The sequence below is a fragment of the Mesorhizobium sp. BH1-1-4 genome (assembly GCF_020165665.1).
Taxonomy (GTDB): domain Bacteria; phylum Pseudomonadota; class Alphaproteobacteria; order Rhizobiales; family Rhizobiaceae; genus Mesorhizobium.
Genome location: NZ_JAIUIN010000003.1, coordinates 402,809 through 419,132 on the forward strand (window position 1 = coordinate 402,809; position 16,324 = coordinate 419,132).

At 63.8% G+C, this 16,324-nt stretch carries 10 protein-coding genes and 1 pseudogene; 4 read left to right on the forward strand and 7 right to left on the reverse strand.

Annotation, left to right across the window (positions count from 1 at the left end):
* Positions 1-81: 81 nt before the first annotated feature.
* Complete coding sequence (locus tag LB569_RS08465) at positions 82-450, reverse strand: Hpt domain-containing protein (RefSeq protein WP_140701476.1); 369 nt, start codon at positions 448-450, stop codon at positions 82-84.
* A 274-nt stretch (positions 451-724) separates the two neighbouring features.
* Here LB569_RS08465 and LB569_RS08470 point away from each other — a divergent pair, with 274 nt between their 5' ends.
* Complete coding sequence (locus LB569_RS08470) at positions 725-7,234, forward strand: kinesin (RefSeq protein WP_224691793.1); 6,510 nt, start codon at positions 725-727, stop codon at positions 7,232-7,234.
* A gap of 129 nt (positions 7,235-7,363) precedes the next feature.
* Positions 7,364-7,979, forward strand: a pseudogene (locus LB569_RS08475) (exonuclease domain-containing protein).
* A 35-nt stretch (positions 7,980-8,014) separates the two neighbouring features.
* Here the strand turns inward: LB569_RS08475 and LB569_RS08480 are convergent.
* From LB569_RS08480 to LB569_RS08495, 4 genes are all read right to left on the reverse strand, one after another.
* Positions 8,015-8,593 carry an ABC-type transport auxiliary lipoprotein family protein gene (locus tag LB569_RS08480; RefSeq protein WP_224691795.1) on the reverse strand — a complete coding sequence of 193 codons (579 nt, stop codon included), beginning with the start codon at positions 8,591-8,593 and terminating at the stop codon, positions 8,015-8,017.
* A gap of 105 nt (positions 8,594-8,698) precedes the next feature.
* Positions 8,699-10,072 carry an MCE family protein gene (locus LB569_RS08485; RefSeq protein WP_140701480.1) on the reverse strand — a complete coding sequence of 458 codons (1,374 nt, stop codon included), beginning with the start codon at positions 10,070-10,072 and terminating at the stop codon, positions 8,699-8,701.
* A 14-nt stretch (positions 10,073-10,086) separates the two neighbouring features.
* Positions 10,087-10,896, reverse strand: coding sequence for an ABC transporter ATP-binding protein (locus tag LB569_RS08490; protein ID WP_224691796.1), 810 nt, complete (start codon positions 10,894-10,896; stop codon positions 10,087-10,089).
* A 4-nt stretch (positions 10,897-10,900) separates the two neighbouring features.
* Positions 10,901-12,088: an MlaE family ABC transporter permease gene (locus tag LB569_RS08495; protein ID WP_224691798.1), complete on the reverse strand. Its 1,188-nt coding sequence runs from the start codon at positions 12,086-12,088 to the stop codon at positions 10,901-10,903.
* 77 nt (positions 12,089-12,165) lie between these two features.
* On the opposite strand from LB569_RS08495, the gene dgcA reads away from it, so the two are divergent.
* Entirely contained in the window at positions 12,166-13,149 is a 984-nt protein-coding gene (gene dgcA, locus LB569_RS08500; protein ID WP_224691800.1) for an N-acetyl-D-Glu racemase DgcA, read from the forward strand.
* On the opposite strand, the gene LB569_RS08505 is transcribed toward dgcA, so the two are convergent.
* Complete coding sequence (locus tag LB569_RS08505) at positions 13,120-14,334, reverse strand: MFS transporter (protein WP_224691801.1); 1,215 nt, start codon at positions 14,332-14,334, stop codon at positions 13,120-13,122. The two genes, dgcA and LB569_RS08505, sit on opposite strands and share 30 nt — an antisense overlap.
* Positions 14,335-14,463: 129 nt before the next feature.
* A complete protein-coding gene (locus tag LB569_RS08510; protein WP_140701485.1) occupies positions 14,464-15,297 on the reverse strand; it encodes a UDP-2,3-diacylglucosamine diphosphatase in 834 nt (277 codons plus the stop codon).
* Positions 15,298-15,417: 120 nt separating this feature from the next.
* Here LB569_RS08510 and LB569_RS08515 point away from each other — a divergent pair, with 120 nt between their 5' ends.
* A complete protein-coding gene (locus tag LB569_RS08515; RefSeq protein ID WP_140701486.1) occupies positions 15,418-16,197 on the forward strand; it encodes an SDR family oxidoreductase in 780 nt (259 codons plus the stop codon).
* Positions 16,198-16,324 lie beyond the last annotated feature (127 nt).

A 16,324-nucleotide genomic window follows, 5' to 3' on the forward strand; every position in this document is an offset into this window, starting at 1 on the left:
CGCCGGAGATAATCACTCCGGCAAACATGTCAACTGCCGCGCGAAAGCGGCGCTCGGTGACGTTTTTGTCGCAAACCCGGTTCAGCGATTGATGGCGGCGATGAAGTCGCGCACTTCGTCGATCAGCCGGCCAAGCCGCTTGAGGGTCTGGACGTCCTCCGGCCGGCGCTCGATGTCTGTGGCGCAATCGGCGATGGCAAAGGCGCCAACACCGCGGGCCGATCCCTTCAAACCGTGAGCCAGCAGAAGCCGGTCCTTGATGTCGGCGTCGACAATTTTGTCGCGCACCGACAATGCCTGCTGTACAAACAGCGCCAGCACCTCTTGCTCGAGGGCGCGATCGCCCATCGTCTGGCGGGCAAGGTGTGCCAAATCGACCGGCCGGGACTGCCTGGTTCCCGATACGTCGCCCCCGGGCATTGAGAAGGCAATGCCGCTTTCGCCACGCATGAACTCGAACTCCATTTTCTTTCGGCCGCCAAAAAGCTAGGCGAATCCAGTGGACAACGGGTTAATGAATGGCCCGGAAAAATGTTGCGAAAACGGCCCCCAAATCACAGTTCCGTTAACCTTATATTTAAAGTTTTACGTATCCCGCGGAATGCATGTTTTCTTTACCCCCCTGTGTCATTACGATACGAGGGTCCATTTTCAGCCTCCTGCGCGGGGGTAAGACAAACAGAATTATAAGCCCCCGCGGCAGCTAGTACAGGGTAGCGAAGGCATGGCGAAGAAACCAACGACGACCAGAACTCTCGACAGCGACGTAGCCAGGGAGCTCGAAAAAGCGCTCGATCTCGACCTGAGCAGCGATACCGACAGCGGCGACCTCGATATCGCGGCTTCGATGGAAGATCTGGAAGCGCAGATATCGCAGGCGGCCGACGAACTGGCACGCGAGGGACGCAATCAGCAGTCGACGCCTGTCGGGCCGGCGCCCGTCGTCAATCAGACCCAGGCCGCGAAGCCCTCGCCAAAGGCCAAGCCGGCCGAACTTCGCCCCGTGGAGACGCGCAATGGTGGTGGCCAGCCGACGAGCTTCGCGCCAGCCAACGACGATCGCCAGAAAGATTACAAGACCCTCCTGCACAGCCTGAACAGGCGCGCCTCCAACACCATCTACTGGGTCATCGCCTTTGTCTCGCTCGCCTGGATCGCGGGCGCTGGCGGATTGGCCAACCTGCTTTTTGGCCCGAGCATCTGGCGCATCCGCACGCTGGACCAGTTCTTTGCCCGCCCCGAACTGATCGGCCTTGCGGTCGCGGCAATCGTGCCGGTCATCCTGTTCTGGGCCTTCGCGGCGATGATTCGCCGCGCCCAGGACATGCGCATCGCCGCGCAGTCGATGACGGAAGTGGCCTTCCGCCTGACCGAGCCGGAAAACATGGCCCAGGATCGCGTCATGATGATCGGCCAAGCCGTCCGCCGCGAGGTGGCCGCCATGGGCGAAGGCATCGAACGCACGCTTGCCCGTGCCGTGGAGCTGGAAACGCTGGTCCACAGCGAGGTCAACCAGATCGAGCGCTCCTATTCGGAAAACGAAACCCGGATTCGGTCGCTGGTCGACGGACTGGGCAGCGAACGCGAAGCCGTGGTCACCCATGCCGAGCGCGTCCGCGCCTCGATCTCCGGCGCCCACGAGACGTTGCGCGATGAAATCGGCGCGGCGAGCGACATCATCCGCGACAGCATCCTCAATGCGTCGACCAAACTGTCGATGACGATCACCAATTCCGGCGACACGCTGATCGACCGCATCAACGAAAGCTCGATGTCGATCTTCGATTCGGTGGAAGGCCGGCTCGACACCATCACCGACCGGCTTTCGACCTCCGGCGAGGCTTTCGCCAGCCTGCTCGACACCCGTATCGCCAAGCTGACCGACACCACGGACGGCCTGACCCGCTCGTTGACCGACCTGCTCGACGACCGCACCACCGGCATGGTGTCACTGCTCGGCGGCGCCGCGCGCACCCTCAATTCCGAGTTCGAGGCCAGCCTCAATGGCATCGAGCGCACTTTGGCCGAACGCGGCCAGGCGCTGATCAGCGAGTTCCAGACCCGCGCCGAAGCGCTGGATACGGGCACGCAGAAACTCAATGCCGCGCTCGAAGCCCGCGCCCGCCAGATCAACGAAACGCTGGTCGAGCGTGCGCGCGAAATCGCCCACACCTTCGCCGAGAGCAAGGACACGCTGGCCGCGATGATCGATCAGGGCAAGACCCAGATCGGCGCCGACATGGCCGACATCGTCACCTCGACCTCTTCCATGCTCGAAGCGCGCGCCAGCGATTTCGCCGGCCGTATGGAGGCGGCTCGCCATGTCGTGTCGCGGTCCTTCGACAGCGACATCCAGCGGCTCGCCGATGCCCGCGTCGGCATCGAGGAAGCCGTCGAGAACCACAGCCGCAAGCTCTCCGAGAGCCGCGAGCGCATGGCGGCCGCCATGCAGGCGGACCTTGCGAAATTCGCTGAAGGGCGTGCCGGCATCGATGCCGCGGTGACCAATCAGGTGCAGAAGCTGGCCGAAGGCCGCAGCCTGATAGCGCGTGCGCTCGAAGAAGACCTTCGCAAGGTCAACGAATCGCGCGCCGCCATCGATGCGTCGCTCGGCAGCCACCTCGAAAGGCTGGAAGAAGGCCGCAACCGGCTCTCACTGGCCCTCAACGAAGACTCAGGTAAATTGGTGCAAGCTCGTACGATCATTGATGAAATGGTCGCCGGACACGTCGGAAAGCTGGCTGAAGGCCGCAACATCCTGTCGCGCGCTTTGGAGGCCGATCTCGGCAAGTTGTCCGACAGCCGCGCCGACATAGACGGCCTTGTCGCGGGCCAGGTCGAGAAAATCGCCGAGGGCCGCGCGGTGCTCGCCAAGGCGCTGGAAAACGACATTGCCGGTATAAAGAGCATGATCGAGGCGCATTCGGCGAAACTGGCCGAAGACCGCACCGAACTCGGCCGTTCGCTCGAAAGCGACCTGTCGGGCATACGCGGCCTGATCGACAGCCATTCGGGGCGCCTGGCGGAGGATCGCGGCCTGCTATCGCAGACGCTGGAAGCCGACCTCGCCAAACTGGCTGAAAGCCGCTCCAGCATTGACGGGCTGGTCGCCGGCCAGGTCGAGAAGCTCGCTGAAGGCCGCGACATTCTCAAGCGTGCGCTGGAATCCGACCTCAACACGATCAAGAGCGTCATATCGAGCCAGTCGGAGAAGCTGGCCGAGGATCGCGGGCAGCTCTCGCGCGTTCTGGAAGCCGACCTGCAGAATGTGAACAGCGTCATCGCCGATCATATGAACAGGCTGGTTCAGGATCGCTCGACATTGTCGAAGGCGCTGGAGGACGATCTCGCCAAGCTGGCGGAAAGCCGCTCGGGCATCGACGGACTGGTCGCCGGTCAGGTCGAGAAGCTTGCCGAAGGGCGCGACATTCTACGCCGCGCCTTGGAATCCGACCTCAACACGGTCAGAAACACCGTTGCCGATCAGTCGCAGAAACTGGTCGACGACCGGGCCCAGTTCGCCCGCGCGCTGGAGGCCGATCTCGAAACCGTCAACAGCCTTGTCAACAGCCACTCGGACCGGCTTGCCCAGGAGCGTTCGACACTGTCGAAGGCGCTTGAGGCCGACCTCGAAACTGTCGGCAGCCATGTCAACAGCCACACCGAGCGGCTTGCCCAGGATCGTTCGACCTTGTCGAGAGCCCTCGAGGCCGACCTGCTGACCGTTAGCGGCCACGTCAACAATCACGCGGAACGGCTCGTGCAGGAGCGTTCGACCTTGTCAAAGGCTCTCGAAGACGATCTTGCCAAGCTGGCGGAAAGCCGCTCCAGCATCGACGGTCTGGTCGCCGGCCAGGTCGAGAAGCTCGCCGAAGGCCGCGATGTCCTCAAGCGTGCGCTGGAGGCCGATCTCGCCAAGCTGGCCGAAAGCCGCTCCAGCATCGACGGGCTGGTCGCCGGCCAGGTCGAGAAGCTCGCCGAAGGCCGCGATGTCCTCAAGCGTGCGCTGGAGGCCGATCTCGCCAAGCTGGCCGAAAGCCGCTCCAGCATCGACGGGCTGGTCGCCGGCCAGGTCGAGAAGCTCGCCGAGGGCCGCGACATCCTCAAGCGCGCTCTCGAAGCCGACCTGCAGAGGTTGACTGAAAGCCGTGGCGATATCGACGACATCATCGCCGGACATGTCGGCAAGTTGTCCGAAGGCCGCAATATGCTCAGCCGGGCGCTGGAAGATGACCTCGGCAAGCTCGCCGAGAGCCGCAAGGAGGTCGATCGCTCGCTGTCTGGCCACATCGACCAGATCGCGGCCAGGAGCACGGACATTTCCGCAGCGATCGCTGCCGATGTCGACAAGATCGAGCAGGCGTTCAGCCGCCAGACCGGCATCATCGAGGAACGCGCCGGCACCATGGAGCGCGCGCTGTCGACCGGTGTCGACAATGTCCGCTCAGTGCTCGAGAAGAGCGCGGTCTTCGTCGCCGGCGCCTTGCGCGAAAAGGTCCTGGAAGTCACCAGCACGCTCCACGAGCAGGCCGGTGCGGCCTTCAGTGACGCCGATCGCAAGATCGCCGAGCGCGCAGAACAGACGTCCGCCGCCCTGCTGGCTCGGGCCGAAGACATCGCCCGCACATTCGAGGAAGCCGATCGTCGGCTCCACGCCCGTGCGGAAGATACCTCGAATGCCCTGCTCGCCCGCGCCGACGACACCTCCAGCTCGCTGCTGGCCCGTGCCCATGAAACCGCCGATCAACTGGCTGCCCGCGCCGGCGAGATCGCCGGCACATTCGACATGGCCGACCAGAAGCTCGCCGCCCGCGCGCAAGCGACCACCGATCAACTGGCCGCCCGCGCTCAGGAGACCGCGGATCAGCTGGCCGCCCGTGCAAGCGAGATCGCCGGCACCTTCGACGCGGCCGACCAGAAGCTGGTCGCCCGCGCCGTGGAGACGGCGCAGTCGTTGGCCGCCCGCGCCGGCGACATCCTGCGCAACTTCGAAAGCGCCGACCAGCGGCTCGGCATGCGCATCGGCGAATCCGCCGAGGCGCTCGCCGCCCGCGCGTCGGACCTTGGCCGCATTTTCGACGCCGCCGACCAGCATTTGGTGTCGCGCATCGCCGAAGGTTCGGACGCGCTGTCCAGCCGGGCCTCCGAAATCGCCCGCATCTTCGACGACGCCGACCAGCGCCTGGTTTCGCGCATCGCCGACAGCACCACGACGATCGGCGAGCACGCGCAGACCATTGTCGGCGCCTTCGCCAACACCGAGCAGAGGGTCGCCGAGCGCGCCCGCCAGACCGGTCAGGAACTGGCCGTGCACGCCCGCGAGATCGAGCAGGCGCTTGCCGGCGCCGACGAGCGTCTGGCGTCGAGCGCGGCGGCCGCTGCCGCCCGTGTCGAAGAGCAGATCGCCGGCGTCGAAAACCGGCTCGCCTACACGGCCGAGACGATGGGACAGAAGCTCAACGAGCAGGTGTCGACCGCCGAGGCGCAACTCGTATCGCGCGCCAATGTGATCGCGGAGACCTTCACCGCGGTCGGCCAGCATATCGGCCAGAGCACCAACGACGCCGCTAAGACGATCGGCGCCAACACCCGCGAACTCAACACCATGCTCGCGGCGCGGTCGGCCGAAATGTCGAAAATCCTCGATGAAACCGCGCGGCCCTTGGTCGAGCGTTTCGCCCAGGGCGGCTCGGAACTGCAAAAGAGCATGGAAGAGGTCACCGAGCGCGCGACCGAGAAGCTGCGCAGCGAGAACGCGGCCCTGGTCAACGCGCTTGCCAGCCGCACCGCCGAAACCTTGTCGGCTGTCGAAGGCGCACGTTCGTCGCTGTCCGATAGCGTCGCCGATCTCATCGGCCGCATGACCAACTCCAGCTCGCAGCTCGGTCAGTTGATCGAGCAGGCCGCGGTCAATCTAGGCCAGGTCGACGAACGCCTGACCGGCAGCACGCAAAGCTTCGCGGCGACCACCGAAAAGGCGGCGCAGACCTTTGCCAGCTCGGCGCGCCTGGTCGATTCGAACACCACGAGGCTGACGGAACTATCGTCGTCGACCTTGCGCGAAGTGGCCTCCATCGCCACCAAGTTCGACGAGCACAGCCGCTTGCTGGCCAGCGCCTCGGATCTCTTGAGTTCGGCCCAGAGCAACCTCGAACACACGCTGGAAAGGCAGTCCTCGCTCGAGGATCTCGCCGTCGGACTTGTCAAGAAGTCGGAAGATCTCGAAAGGGTCATGCGCTCGTTCGAAAATCTCGTCGGCCAGACGCTGCAGAACGCCGAGGGCAAGACGATGGAGTCGGCCGACAAGATCCGCAACGCCATCGCCGACGTCGTCGATTCCGCGACCAAGCGCTTCGCCGACGCGACCGAGGAGATGCGGCGCACCGCCGGCTCGATCAAGAGCGAACTCGACCTCACCCGCGCCGAACTCAAGAAGGGCGTCATCGAGATGCCGGAAGAAGCCAAGGAATCGACCTCGGCCATCCGCCGCGCCGTTTCCGAGCAGATCAACGCCTTGAAGGAGCTTTCGGATATCGTCGCCAAGTCCGGGCGCGGCGACACTTCGGAACCGCGCCCCTTGCGCCCGGCGCCGCAAGCCCCGGCGGCACGTCCCGCCGAGCCGCAGCGTCGCGCGCCGTCGGCACCGCAGCCGGAGCTTCGCACGCCTCAGACGCCTCTGGGTGGCACCGCGTTGCGTGGCACGCTCGACCTCGAGCGTCCGGCCGAGCAGGCGCCGCGCCCGCGTCCTGACGCCAGCGCCCGTACGCCGCAGGGCGGCTGGGTGCGTGACCTGCTGACCGCCGCGTCGAACGATGCCGACCTCAGGCCGGCAGCGCCCTCGGTACCGGCCGAAGCACCGCGGGCGGCCCCTGCCCAGCGTTCGCCGCTGCATGTCGTGGAATCGCTGAACTCGCTCTCCGTCGATATCGCGCGGGCCATCGACCACGATGCCTCGATCGAGCTGTGGAACCGCTACCGGCGTGGCGAGCGTGACGTGTTCACGCGCCGGCTCTACACGCTGAAGGGCCAGCAGACGTTCGACGAAATCCGCCGCAAGTACCAGGCGGAGGCCGAATTCCGCGCCGCCGTCGACCGCTACTGCGACGATTTCGAGAAGCTGCTCAAGGATGTCTCGCGCAACGATCGCGACAACATCATGGCGCAGACCTATCTCACGTCGGACACCGGCAAGGTTTACACCATGCTGGCCCACGCCAGCGGCCGCTTGCACTAAGCGATCGGCAAGCCACAATGAAAAAGGCGGGGGACTTGTCTCCCGCCTTTTTTCTTGAAGGGACTAATTTCGCCACCCGGAAGACGCATCCGGATTAGTCTCGCTTTTCCGGAACCGGATCCTGAGTTGTTGAAAACGGCAATCATCTTCGACTGCGAGTTTCTCTGCCTCGAGGGGTCACAACGCAGGTTCTGGTGCGCGGCTCATGATCCCGATCCGGTCATCGCGCAGATCGGCGCGGCAAGGCTCGCCCTCGAAGGCGACTTCCCCTATCCTGGGCACGCACAAGGCCTATGTCAGGCCGATCGACCGGTTTGGCGAGCGGTACGCGCTCGATCCGTTCTTCACCGGACTGACCGGCATCACCGAAGAAATCGTCGAAGCCGAGGGCGTCGCACTAGCAGAGGCCCTTGCCGGCGTCGATCGGTTTTCCGAAGGGGCGCGGCTGTGGTCCTGGGGCAAGGACGAACTGAACATGGTCGCCATCAGTTGCTATGTCGCGGGCATCGAGCCTTCCATCCCGGCAACGCGGTTCGACAACGCCGTCAAGCTGCTGATCGCGGCAGGCATGCCGATCGAGGATCTGGCAAGGACGCCGAGCAACAAGCTTGCGGACTACTACGGCGTCGAACACCCGCCATTGCAGGGGCATGACGCACTGGATGATGCGCTGTCCCTAACCTATACGCTGCAGCATCTGATGACGGCTGGAATGCTGCGGCCGGATGTCTTCGACCGCAAGTAGGTTGAAGATATCAGGGAATCCGGCGCCTGACTGCTTCAGATCTGTGAATCGGTCCAGCGGACGATCTGTTTGGCCGCATCGCTGAAGGCCGCGTCGAGGGCGCCGACATAGGCCGGGTTGCCGCTGCCCGAGACCGGCGCGGATGCGGTGAAGCTCTTCGAAGCCTTCACTTCGCCGTTGCGATCGTTCAGCAAGCGCACGAACAGGTCGACCTCGGCGTGTTCGCCGCCATTGACGCGCACCTCGAAGGACCGGACCTCGACGATCACCTGATAGTCGATCGCCAGCCCCTCGCCCGGCTTGCCGACGCCGGCGAAGCTGCCCGAGCGCTGGAACGTCTCGGCCAGCCGCGCCTGCACGATCAGCGGCAGGCGGTCGGCCCATTGCGCGCCCTTCAGATACTGGATCGAGCGGTCGGATGGTTTGATGACGATGTTCTGGCTGTCCAATGCCTTCAGCGCCGAAGGCTGGGCAATCAGGATTTGCTTGCGGCTATGGCCATGCGCGTCGACCGATGGCGCCGACAGTTCGAATGTGTCGAGGGGGGCCGGCTTGCCACCGAGCGCCGCGCAGCCGGCAACCGCCAGGACAAGCAGCGCCGCAGCCGTTTTCAACCCGCTCGTTCCAAGCCTACTCAACGTCACGCGTGATCCCCGTCGTGATCTTAAAGATCAACCCACATTCGCGAGCACTGTTCTTGCGGCGGGCCGGCGCGGAAGTCAACGCCGCGCCCTGCCGTCGAATTGCCGAACCTCGCCGTCGCCACCCGAAAGAATACGCTGCGGATTGCGGCTGAGATCCGTCACCGCCTCCTCTATGCGGTTGATCGAGCGGCGGCTGTCCTGTACCAGCGCCTCGACATTCTGCAGCCCCTGGCCCGAGAAGCGCGCCAGATTGTCGGTGATGACACCAAGGCGGGCATTCAGCGTATCGGCGACCTGCTTGAAGGATTTCAGCGTAGCCCGGGCGTCGGCCATCACGCCGTCGGCCTGGCCAGAGCCGAGCAGCTTGTCGACCTTGGCGAGGATGCCGTCGACCCGCACCGAGGCGTCGTTGAGCCGCTGCGCCAACTGCCTGGCGTCCTTGATTGTCTGGTCGATGTCGTCGGCGCGATTGGCGATCTTGCCGGTCACCTCCGCTATGTCGGCGGCCGCCTTGTCGGCACTGTCGCTGGCCTTCTTGATGTTGGCGAGCGCTTCGCGCACCTGCGCCGGGTCGATGCCGTCGAGCACGCCGTCGACCTTGGCGAGTGTGCCTTGCGTCTGCTTGGCGAAATCGTTGACCGAGCCCACCGCCGTATCGACGTTCTTGATCACGCCATCCAGTTGCTGCGAGGTTTCCTTGAGGTTCCCCGTCACCGCATCGACATTGGCAACGATGCTCTTGATCTTGTCCTTGTCGACGGCATTGAGCAGGCCCTCCGCTGCCTTCAACGTGCCGTCGAGCTTGCCTGAGACGCCTTTCAGCTCATCCGACAGCGCACTGACGGCGGACAGGAATTTGTCGATGCCGTCGGAATTCTTGGCCAGCGCATCGGAAAACGTCTGCACGTTCTGCACGGTCTGCGTCAGCGGCCCACGAACATCCTTGGTGAAGCCTTCCAGCTCCGTCAGCACCTTGTCGGCGCGTGTGAAGATGTTCTGCGCCGTCTGCAGGAGATTGGTCACGGCCGAAGGATTGGCGACGATCTCTGCGACCTTGCCTTCCTTCTCGGCCTGGTCGAGCAGCTTCACTTCCTTGGGATCGGCGCCCTTGAGCTCGATATTGGCCTGCCCGGTCAGGCCGGCCAGGCCGATATCGGCCTGGGTCGACTTGGTGATCGGCGTCAAACGGTCGATCTCGGTGTCGGCGATGGCGACGGTCGGATTGTCGACGTCGATATAGACACGCTTGACGTCGCCGACCTTGACGCCGTTGAACAGCACGAAGCTGCCGCGGCCGAGACCCGAAGCCGAGCCTGGAATACGCACCCGTAGCAGCGTCGTCTCGCCCTTGTCGCCTATCGCGGCCGTCCAATAGACGAAGCCGAAGGCCGCGAGGATCGCAGCCAACGTGAAAATGCCGACAATGACGTAGTTGGCTCTGGTTTCCATTGCTTCACTTATGGCTATGCACGCGCCGCAAGATCAAGTTGGCGGGCGCGTTTTCCGCGGAAATAGGATTTCACCCACGGCTCCTCGCTCTTCAGCATGTCGTCGATGGTGCCTTCGACCAATACCTTCTTCTTGCCCAGCACCGCCACGTGGTCGCAGGCGGTAAACAGCGTATCGAGGTCGTGGGTCACCATGTAAACGGTCAGATCCATGGTGTCGCGCAGCTTGACGACCAGCTCGTCGAACTCGGCTGCGCTGATCGGATCGAGGCCGGACGTCGGCTCGTCGAGAAAGACGATGTCGGGATCAAGCGCCAGCGCCCTGGCAAGCGCGGCGCGCTTGATCATGCCGCCGGAGAGCTCGGAGGGGAATTTCTGCGCCGCGTCCGGCGGCAGTCCCACCAGCTCGATCTTGAGCAGCGCCAGTTCGTCCATCAGCTTCCTCGGCAAGTCGAGATATTCGCGCATCGGCACCTGCACGTTCTCCATGACGGTCAGCGCCGAAAACAGCGCGCCGTGCTGGAACAACACGCCAAGGCGCATGTCGATCCGCAGCCGATCGAGATCGCTGGCCTTGTCGACATCGACGTCGAACAGCTTGATCGTTCCCGACTGCTTGGGCATCAACCCCAGAATGGTGCGCAACAGCACCGACTTGCCGGCGCCCGAGGCACCGACGAAACCCAGTATCTCGCCACGTTTGATGTCGAGCGACAGCTTGTCGAGGATCAGCTTGTCCTCGATCGCGACGGTGACGTCGCGCACCGAAAGCACGATTTCGCCTTCGTCCTCATGCTCCGCCTTGACCCCGTTGCCCTTGGTCATCCCATCAGAACTCGATCGCTGCGTAGAACATGGCGAAAAGCCCATCCAGGATGATGACGACGAAAATCGACTTCACCACCGAGGCGGTCACGTGCTGGCCGAGCGATTCGGCGCTGCCGCCGACCTTCATGCCCTCGACGGACGCAATCGTGCCGATGATCATCGCCATGAACGGCGCCTTGATCAGCCCGGCGAAAATGGTGCTGAGATCGATGGCGACGCGCAACCTGTCGAGGAACGCTGCCGGCGGGATGTCGGAGTAGAGCCAGGCCGCGACGATGCCGCCGCCGAGCGCCGCGAAATTGGCGATGATCGTCAGGCACGGCAAGGCGATCACCAGCGCCACCAGGCGCGGAAAGACCAGGACGCCGATCGGATTGAGACCGATGACCTTGAGCGCGTCAACCTCCTCGCGCATCTTCATCGAGCCGATCTCGGCGGTGATCGCGCTGCCGGAGCGGCCGGCGATCATGATTGCCGTCATCAGCACGCCGAGCTCGCGCAGGATCAGCACGCCGACCAGGTCGACGACGAAGATGTCGGCGCCGAAATAGCTGAGCTGGTAGGCGCCTTGCTGGGCAACGATGGCGCCGACAATGGCCGACATCAGCACCACCACGGGGATGGCTCCGACGCCCATGCGATCGATCTGGTTGAAGATCGCCGCGGGATTGACGGCATGGCCGCGGCCGAGCTTCATCTGCGCGCCACGGATCGTGGCGCCCAATATGTTCATGGAAGCCAGGAAATCGTCACGCATCTCGTAGACGCGCCTGCCGACCGCCTCCAACGTGCGGATAACGATGTTGGGCGGCCGCTTGGGCCCGGATTCGGGCTCGCGTCGGACAGCCTCGCCGACCGCGTCGAGCAGGATGGAAGCGATCTCGCTCTGGCCTTGCAGCCTTACCTCGATATCCTTCTTCTCGAAAACGCTGACCAGCCGATCGATCAGCCAGGCGCCGGCGGTGTCGATCTTCTCGATTTTCGAAAGATCGAGCGCCAAGCTTTTGAAACCGCTTCGTTTCTCGATTTTGCGCATATCGGCGTCAATCAGCGCCACGGTCCGCGTCGTCCAGACTCCGGAGAACGCGCAGCCCAGCACGTCGCCCTCCTCGCCGACCGCCACGCGCGGGTCGTGGTCAGTTCCCGAGCCGGTCGTGCCGCTTGCGTCGCGTTTACCGATGGTCAACATGGCGTCCTGTTTAGCCTGATGGGTCCGACCTTGTCGATTTGCCGACAACCCTTCTCGCACAGCCGGAGCAGAAAAATATGGCGCGTGTCATTTCGGTCGAGGCCGAGCGTTTTCCGATTGCCGGCATCTTCACCATTTCGCGCGGCTCCAAAACCGAAGCCGAAGTGATTACATGCACGATCAGCGAAAACGGCCATGTCGGGCGCGGCGAATGCGTCCCCTACAAGCGTTATGGCGAGACCATGAACGGGGTGCGCGACGCGATCCAGGCGATGAGCGAACGGATCGTCGGCGGCATCGACCGGATCGCCCTGCTCGATGCGATGCCTGCCGGGGCCGCGCGTAACGCCGTCGACTGTGCCCTTTGGGACCTCGAAGCCAAGATCAGTGGCAATCCGGTGGCTGAGGCAATCTGGCCGGACCCGTTGCGTCAGCTCGAAACCGCCTACACGCTGTCGCTCGGCGAACCCGAGGCGATGGCGGCGCAGGCCCGCGCCAATGCAGGCAGGCCGCTGCTGAAGGTCAAGATCGGCGGCGACAACGACATCGCAAGGATTCGGGCGGTGACGGAAGCTGCGCCTCAAAGCCGTATCATTCTCGATGCCAATGAGGGTTGGACCGACGAAAACATCGAGGCCAATCTCGCTTTTGCCGCGGAGCTTGGCATTGCGCTCATCGAACAGCCCCTGCCCGCCGGCCGCGACGAAATCCTGCGCAGGATCGCGCACCCGGTGCCGATCTGTGCCGACGAAAGCGTGCACGAGGCAAAAAATCTCGAAACCCTTGTCGGCCTCTACGACGCCGTCAACATCAAGCTCGACAAGTCCGGCGGGCTGACGGCGGCGCTCATCCTGCGCGACCGCGCTCGTGAACTGGGTTTTGGCGTCATGGTCGGCTGCATGGTCGGCACCTCGCTGGCAATGGCGCCGGCGATCCTGCTGGCCCAGGACGCCGATTTCGTCGACCTCGACGGCCCGCTGCTGCTTGCCCGGGATCGTGTGCCAGGTCTCGTTTACCAGGGATCGCTCGTCTCACCCCCGGACCGGGCGTTGTGGGGCTGAGCGCGCGGCAAACCCGATTAGCACAAGGCCAATGATCGCGATCGGGATCATCGCCAGGAATCCGTCGACGCCGAGACGGTCATAGAGCGGACCGGAGGCAAGCGTGACGGCAGCCATGAAGAAGCCGTTGAAGAAATAGGCGATGCCTTGCGCTGCACCCGTGCGCTCTTCGGAAACGGTCTCGGCGATCATCTTCTGCAGGCCGATCAGCACCATCGCGACAGACACCGAATGCAGCGATTGCACCGCGAAGAAACCGCCGACGCCAAGGCCGAGCGGCCACACCAGCGGAAAGGCGATCCACCGCACGATCGAGCCGATGCCGGCGATCAGCATCACCCGGACGACGGAGACGGAGGCGAATATACGGTTGAAAAACAGGAACATGCAGACCTCGGACACCACGCCCCATGCCCATAGCAGACCGACGACGGAATCGCTGATGCCGATCGATTTCCAATAGATCGAGACGAAACCGTAAAGGAAGGCGTGGCTGGCGGTGATGATGCCGACGCCAAGCGTGAAGTAGAGGAAATAGGCGTTGAACAGGCCCGGCGCCGCATGCTGGATTTCCGCCGCCGACAGCGGCGAGGCCTTGCGCGGCCGCCCCAGGCGCGGCGCCATCAGCCCTGCGACGAGTGCCGCGCCAAGGGCAAGGAATATGATCACCGGAACGGCGCCGGGGCCAGTGGCCGCCAGGATGAAGCCGCCCGCGACATTGGCCAGGAGATAGCAGATCGACCCCCATTTGCGCATGCTGGCATAATTGGACCCGAAGCGGCGCACGCCCGAAAGCGCCAGCGAATCGGCGATCGGCGAATGCGGCGTCCAGACGATGGTGAGCAGCAAGGACACCGCCAGCACCGTCGAGTAGGTCGGTGTCAGAAAATACCCCGCGGAGATCAGCAGCGAGGCCGCCACGAGCACGACATAAACATCGGCGCGGTCCCTGGCCCGATCGGCGAGTGTCGTCAGCAGCGGCGTCGTCATCACACGCAGGAACATCGGCGCCGCCAGGATGACGGCGATCTGCTCGGCGTGAAACCCCTTGGCCTGCAGCCAGAGCGGGAAATAGGGCAAATGGGTGCCAAGCGATATGAACAACGTGCCGAAGATCAAGCTCATCCGCAGCTCAAAACGGCTCGGCTTTACGAGTTGTTCGGGCGAAAGCGGCGGCAGCGGCATGAATCGATCCAATGACGCTGCGCTCAACGACCGGAGAGCAGCGCAAGCCGATCCTTAACATGAGGAAAAACCGGGCGAAACCGGCTGGACCAGTCGATCAACACCAGAAAGCGCGGGCCGGCTTGCGCCTCAGGCGGCTTGCACCCTGTTCTCGATCAGCATTGGCCTGTCCTCGATGAGCATCGGAATGAAGGGCTCGTCAGGCGCCTCGGGCAGGACATGCGCCCAGGTCAGGATTTCCATGCGGCCGTCGAAATGTTCGACTACGGCCGTGCAGCTCTCCACCCAGTCGCCGGTGTTGATATATTGCACGTCCCCATAGCTTTCGATGGCGGCATGGTGGATGTGCCCGCAGATGACGCCGTCGACATGCGAACGGCGCGCTTCCTCGCTGAGCACGGTCTGGAACGAACCGATGAAGTTCACTGCCTTCTTGACCTTGACCTTGGCCCAGGACGAAAACGACCAGTAAGGCAGGCCGAGCAGCTGGCGCAGCCGTGTGATCACCCGGTTGACCTGCATGGCCGCGTCATAGGCATGGTCGCCGAGATAAGCGAGCCAACGCTGGTTGTGGACGACGGTGTCGAACTGGTCGCCATGGATGACCAGCAGCCGCCTTCCATCCGCGGTTTCGTGGATGGCGCGGTCGGCAACGACGATGCCGCCGAAATGCACGCCCTGGAACTGGCGGGCGAATTCGTCGTGATTGCCGGCGATATAGGTGATCGAGGCGCCCTTGCGCGCCTTTCGCAGTAATTTCTGCACGACGTCATTGTGGCTTTGCGGCCAGTGCCAGCTGCGCCTCAGGCGCCAGCCGTCGACGATATCGCCGACCAGATAGATGATGTCGGCATCGTGGTAGCGCAGGAAATCGATCAGGAAATCGGCCTTGGCCGCCTTCGAGCCCAAATGGACGTCGGAAATGAACATGCTGCGGAAAGTGCGGGGCTCTTGGCCTGACATCGCGATTTCACCCTTGCTTTCAAGCAGGCTATGCGCCGATTCATGCAACAACCGTATGACGGTTGCGATTGGTCCAGCCCGAGGGCTAGCCTGCCGGGCAAATCAAAGGAGAAAATCGTCATGGATCTTGGTATCCGCGGAAAGAAAGCCATCGTCTGTGCTTCGAGCAAGGGGCTTGGGCGCGGCTGCGCCATGGCGCTGGCCGAGGCGGGCTGCGACATCGTCGTCAATGGGCGCAATGCGGAGCTGGTCGCGAAAACCGCCGCGGAGCTGCGCCAGCGCCATGGCGTGACGGTGACGGAGGTCGTCGGCGACGTTTCGAACCCGGAGGTGCAGAAGGCGTTGCTCGCCGCCTGCCCCGAGCCGGACATCCTGGTCAACAACAATGGCGGTCCGCCCTTGCGCGATTTCCGCGAGCTCGACCGCGGAAAAATCCTCGAAGGCGTCACCCAGAACATGGTGACGCCGATCGAACTGGTGCAGGCGGTCATCGACGGCATGGCGGCGCGCGGCTTCGGGCGCATCGTCAACATCACCTCGCTGTCGGTCTATGTCCCCATTCCCGGCCTTGACCTGTCATCAGGTGCGCGCGCCGGCCTGACGTCGTTCCTTGCCGGCGTGGCGCGCACGGTGGTCGATCGCAACGTCACCATCAACAGCCTCTTGCCCGGCAAGCTCGACACCGACCGGCTGCGCGGCCCGCATGAGGCCGGCACGCCAGAGGATCCCAAGGCCGCCGCAGCGCGCAAGACACGCATCAGTGCCGATGTACCGGCCAAGCGGCTCGGCACGCCGGAGGAATTCGGCCAGATCTGCGCCTTCCTGTGCTCTGTTCATGCCGGCTATCTGACCGGGCAGAACATACCCGTCGATGGCGGTCTCTACGTCAGCGCATTTTGATCGGCGCGCTCGCCCGGCACGCAACCCGGCTTGGCATGAAACGGCCGTAACCATCTGACAAATACGGATTTTGACGCGCCGGCATTTAAAGCTGCCGGCGCGTCAATTAGCGTCGTGAAAAACCTTG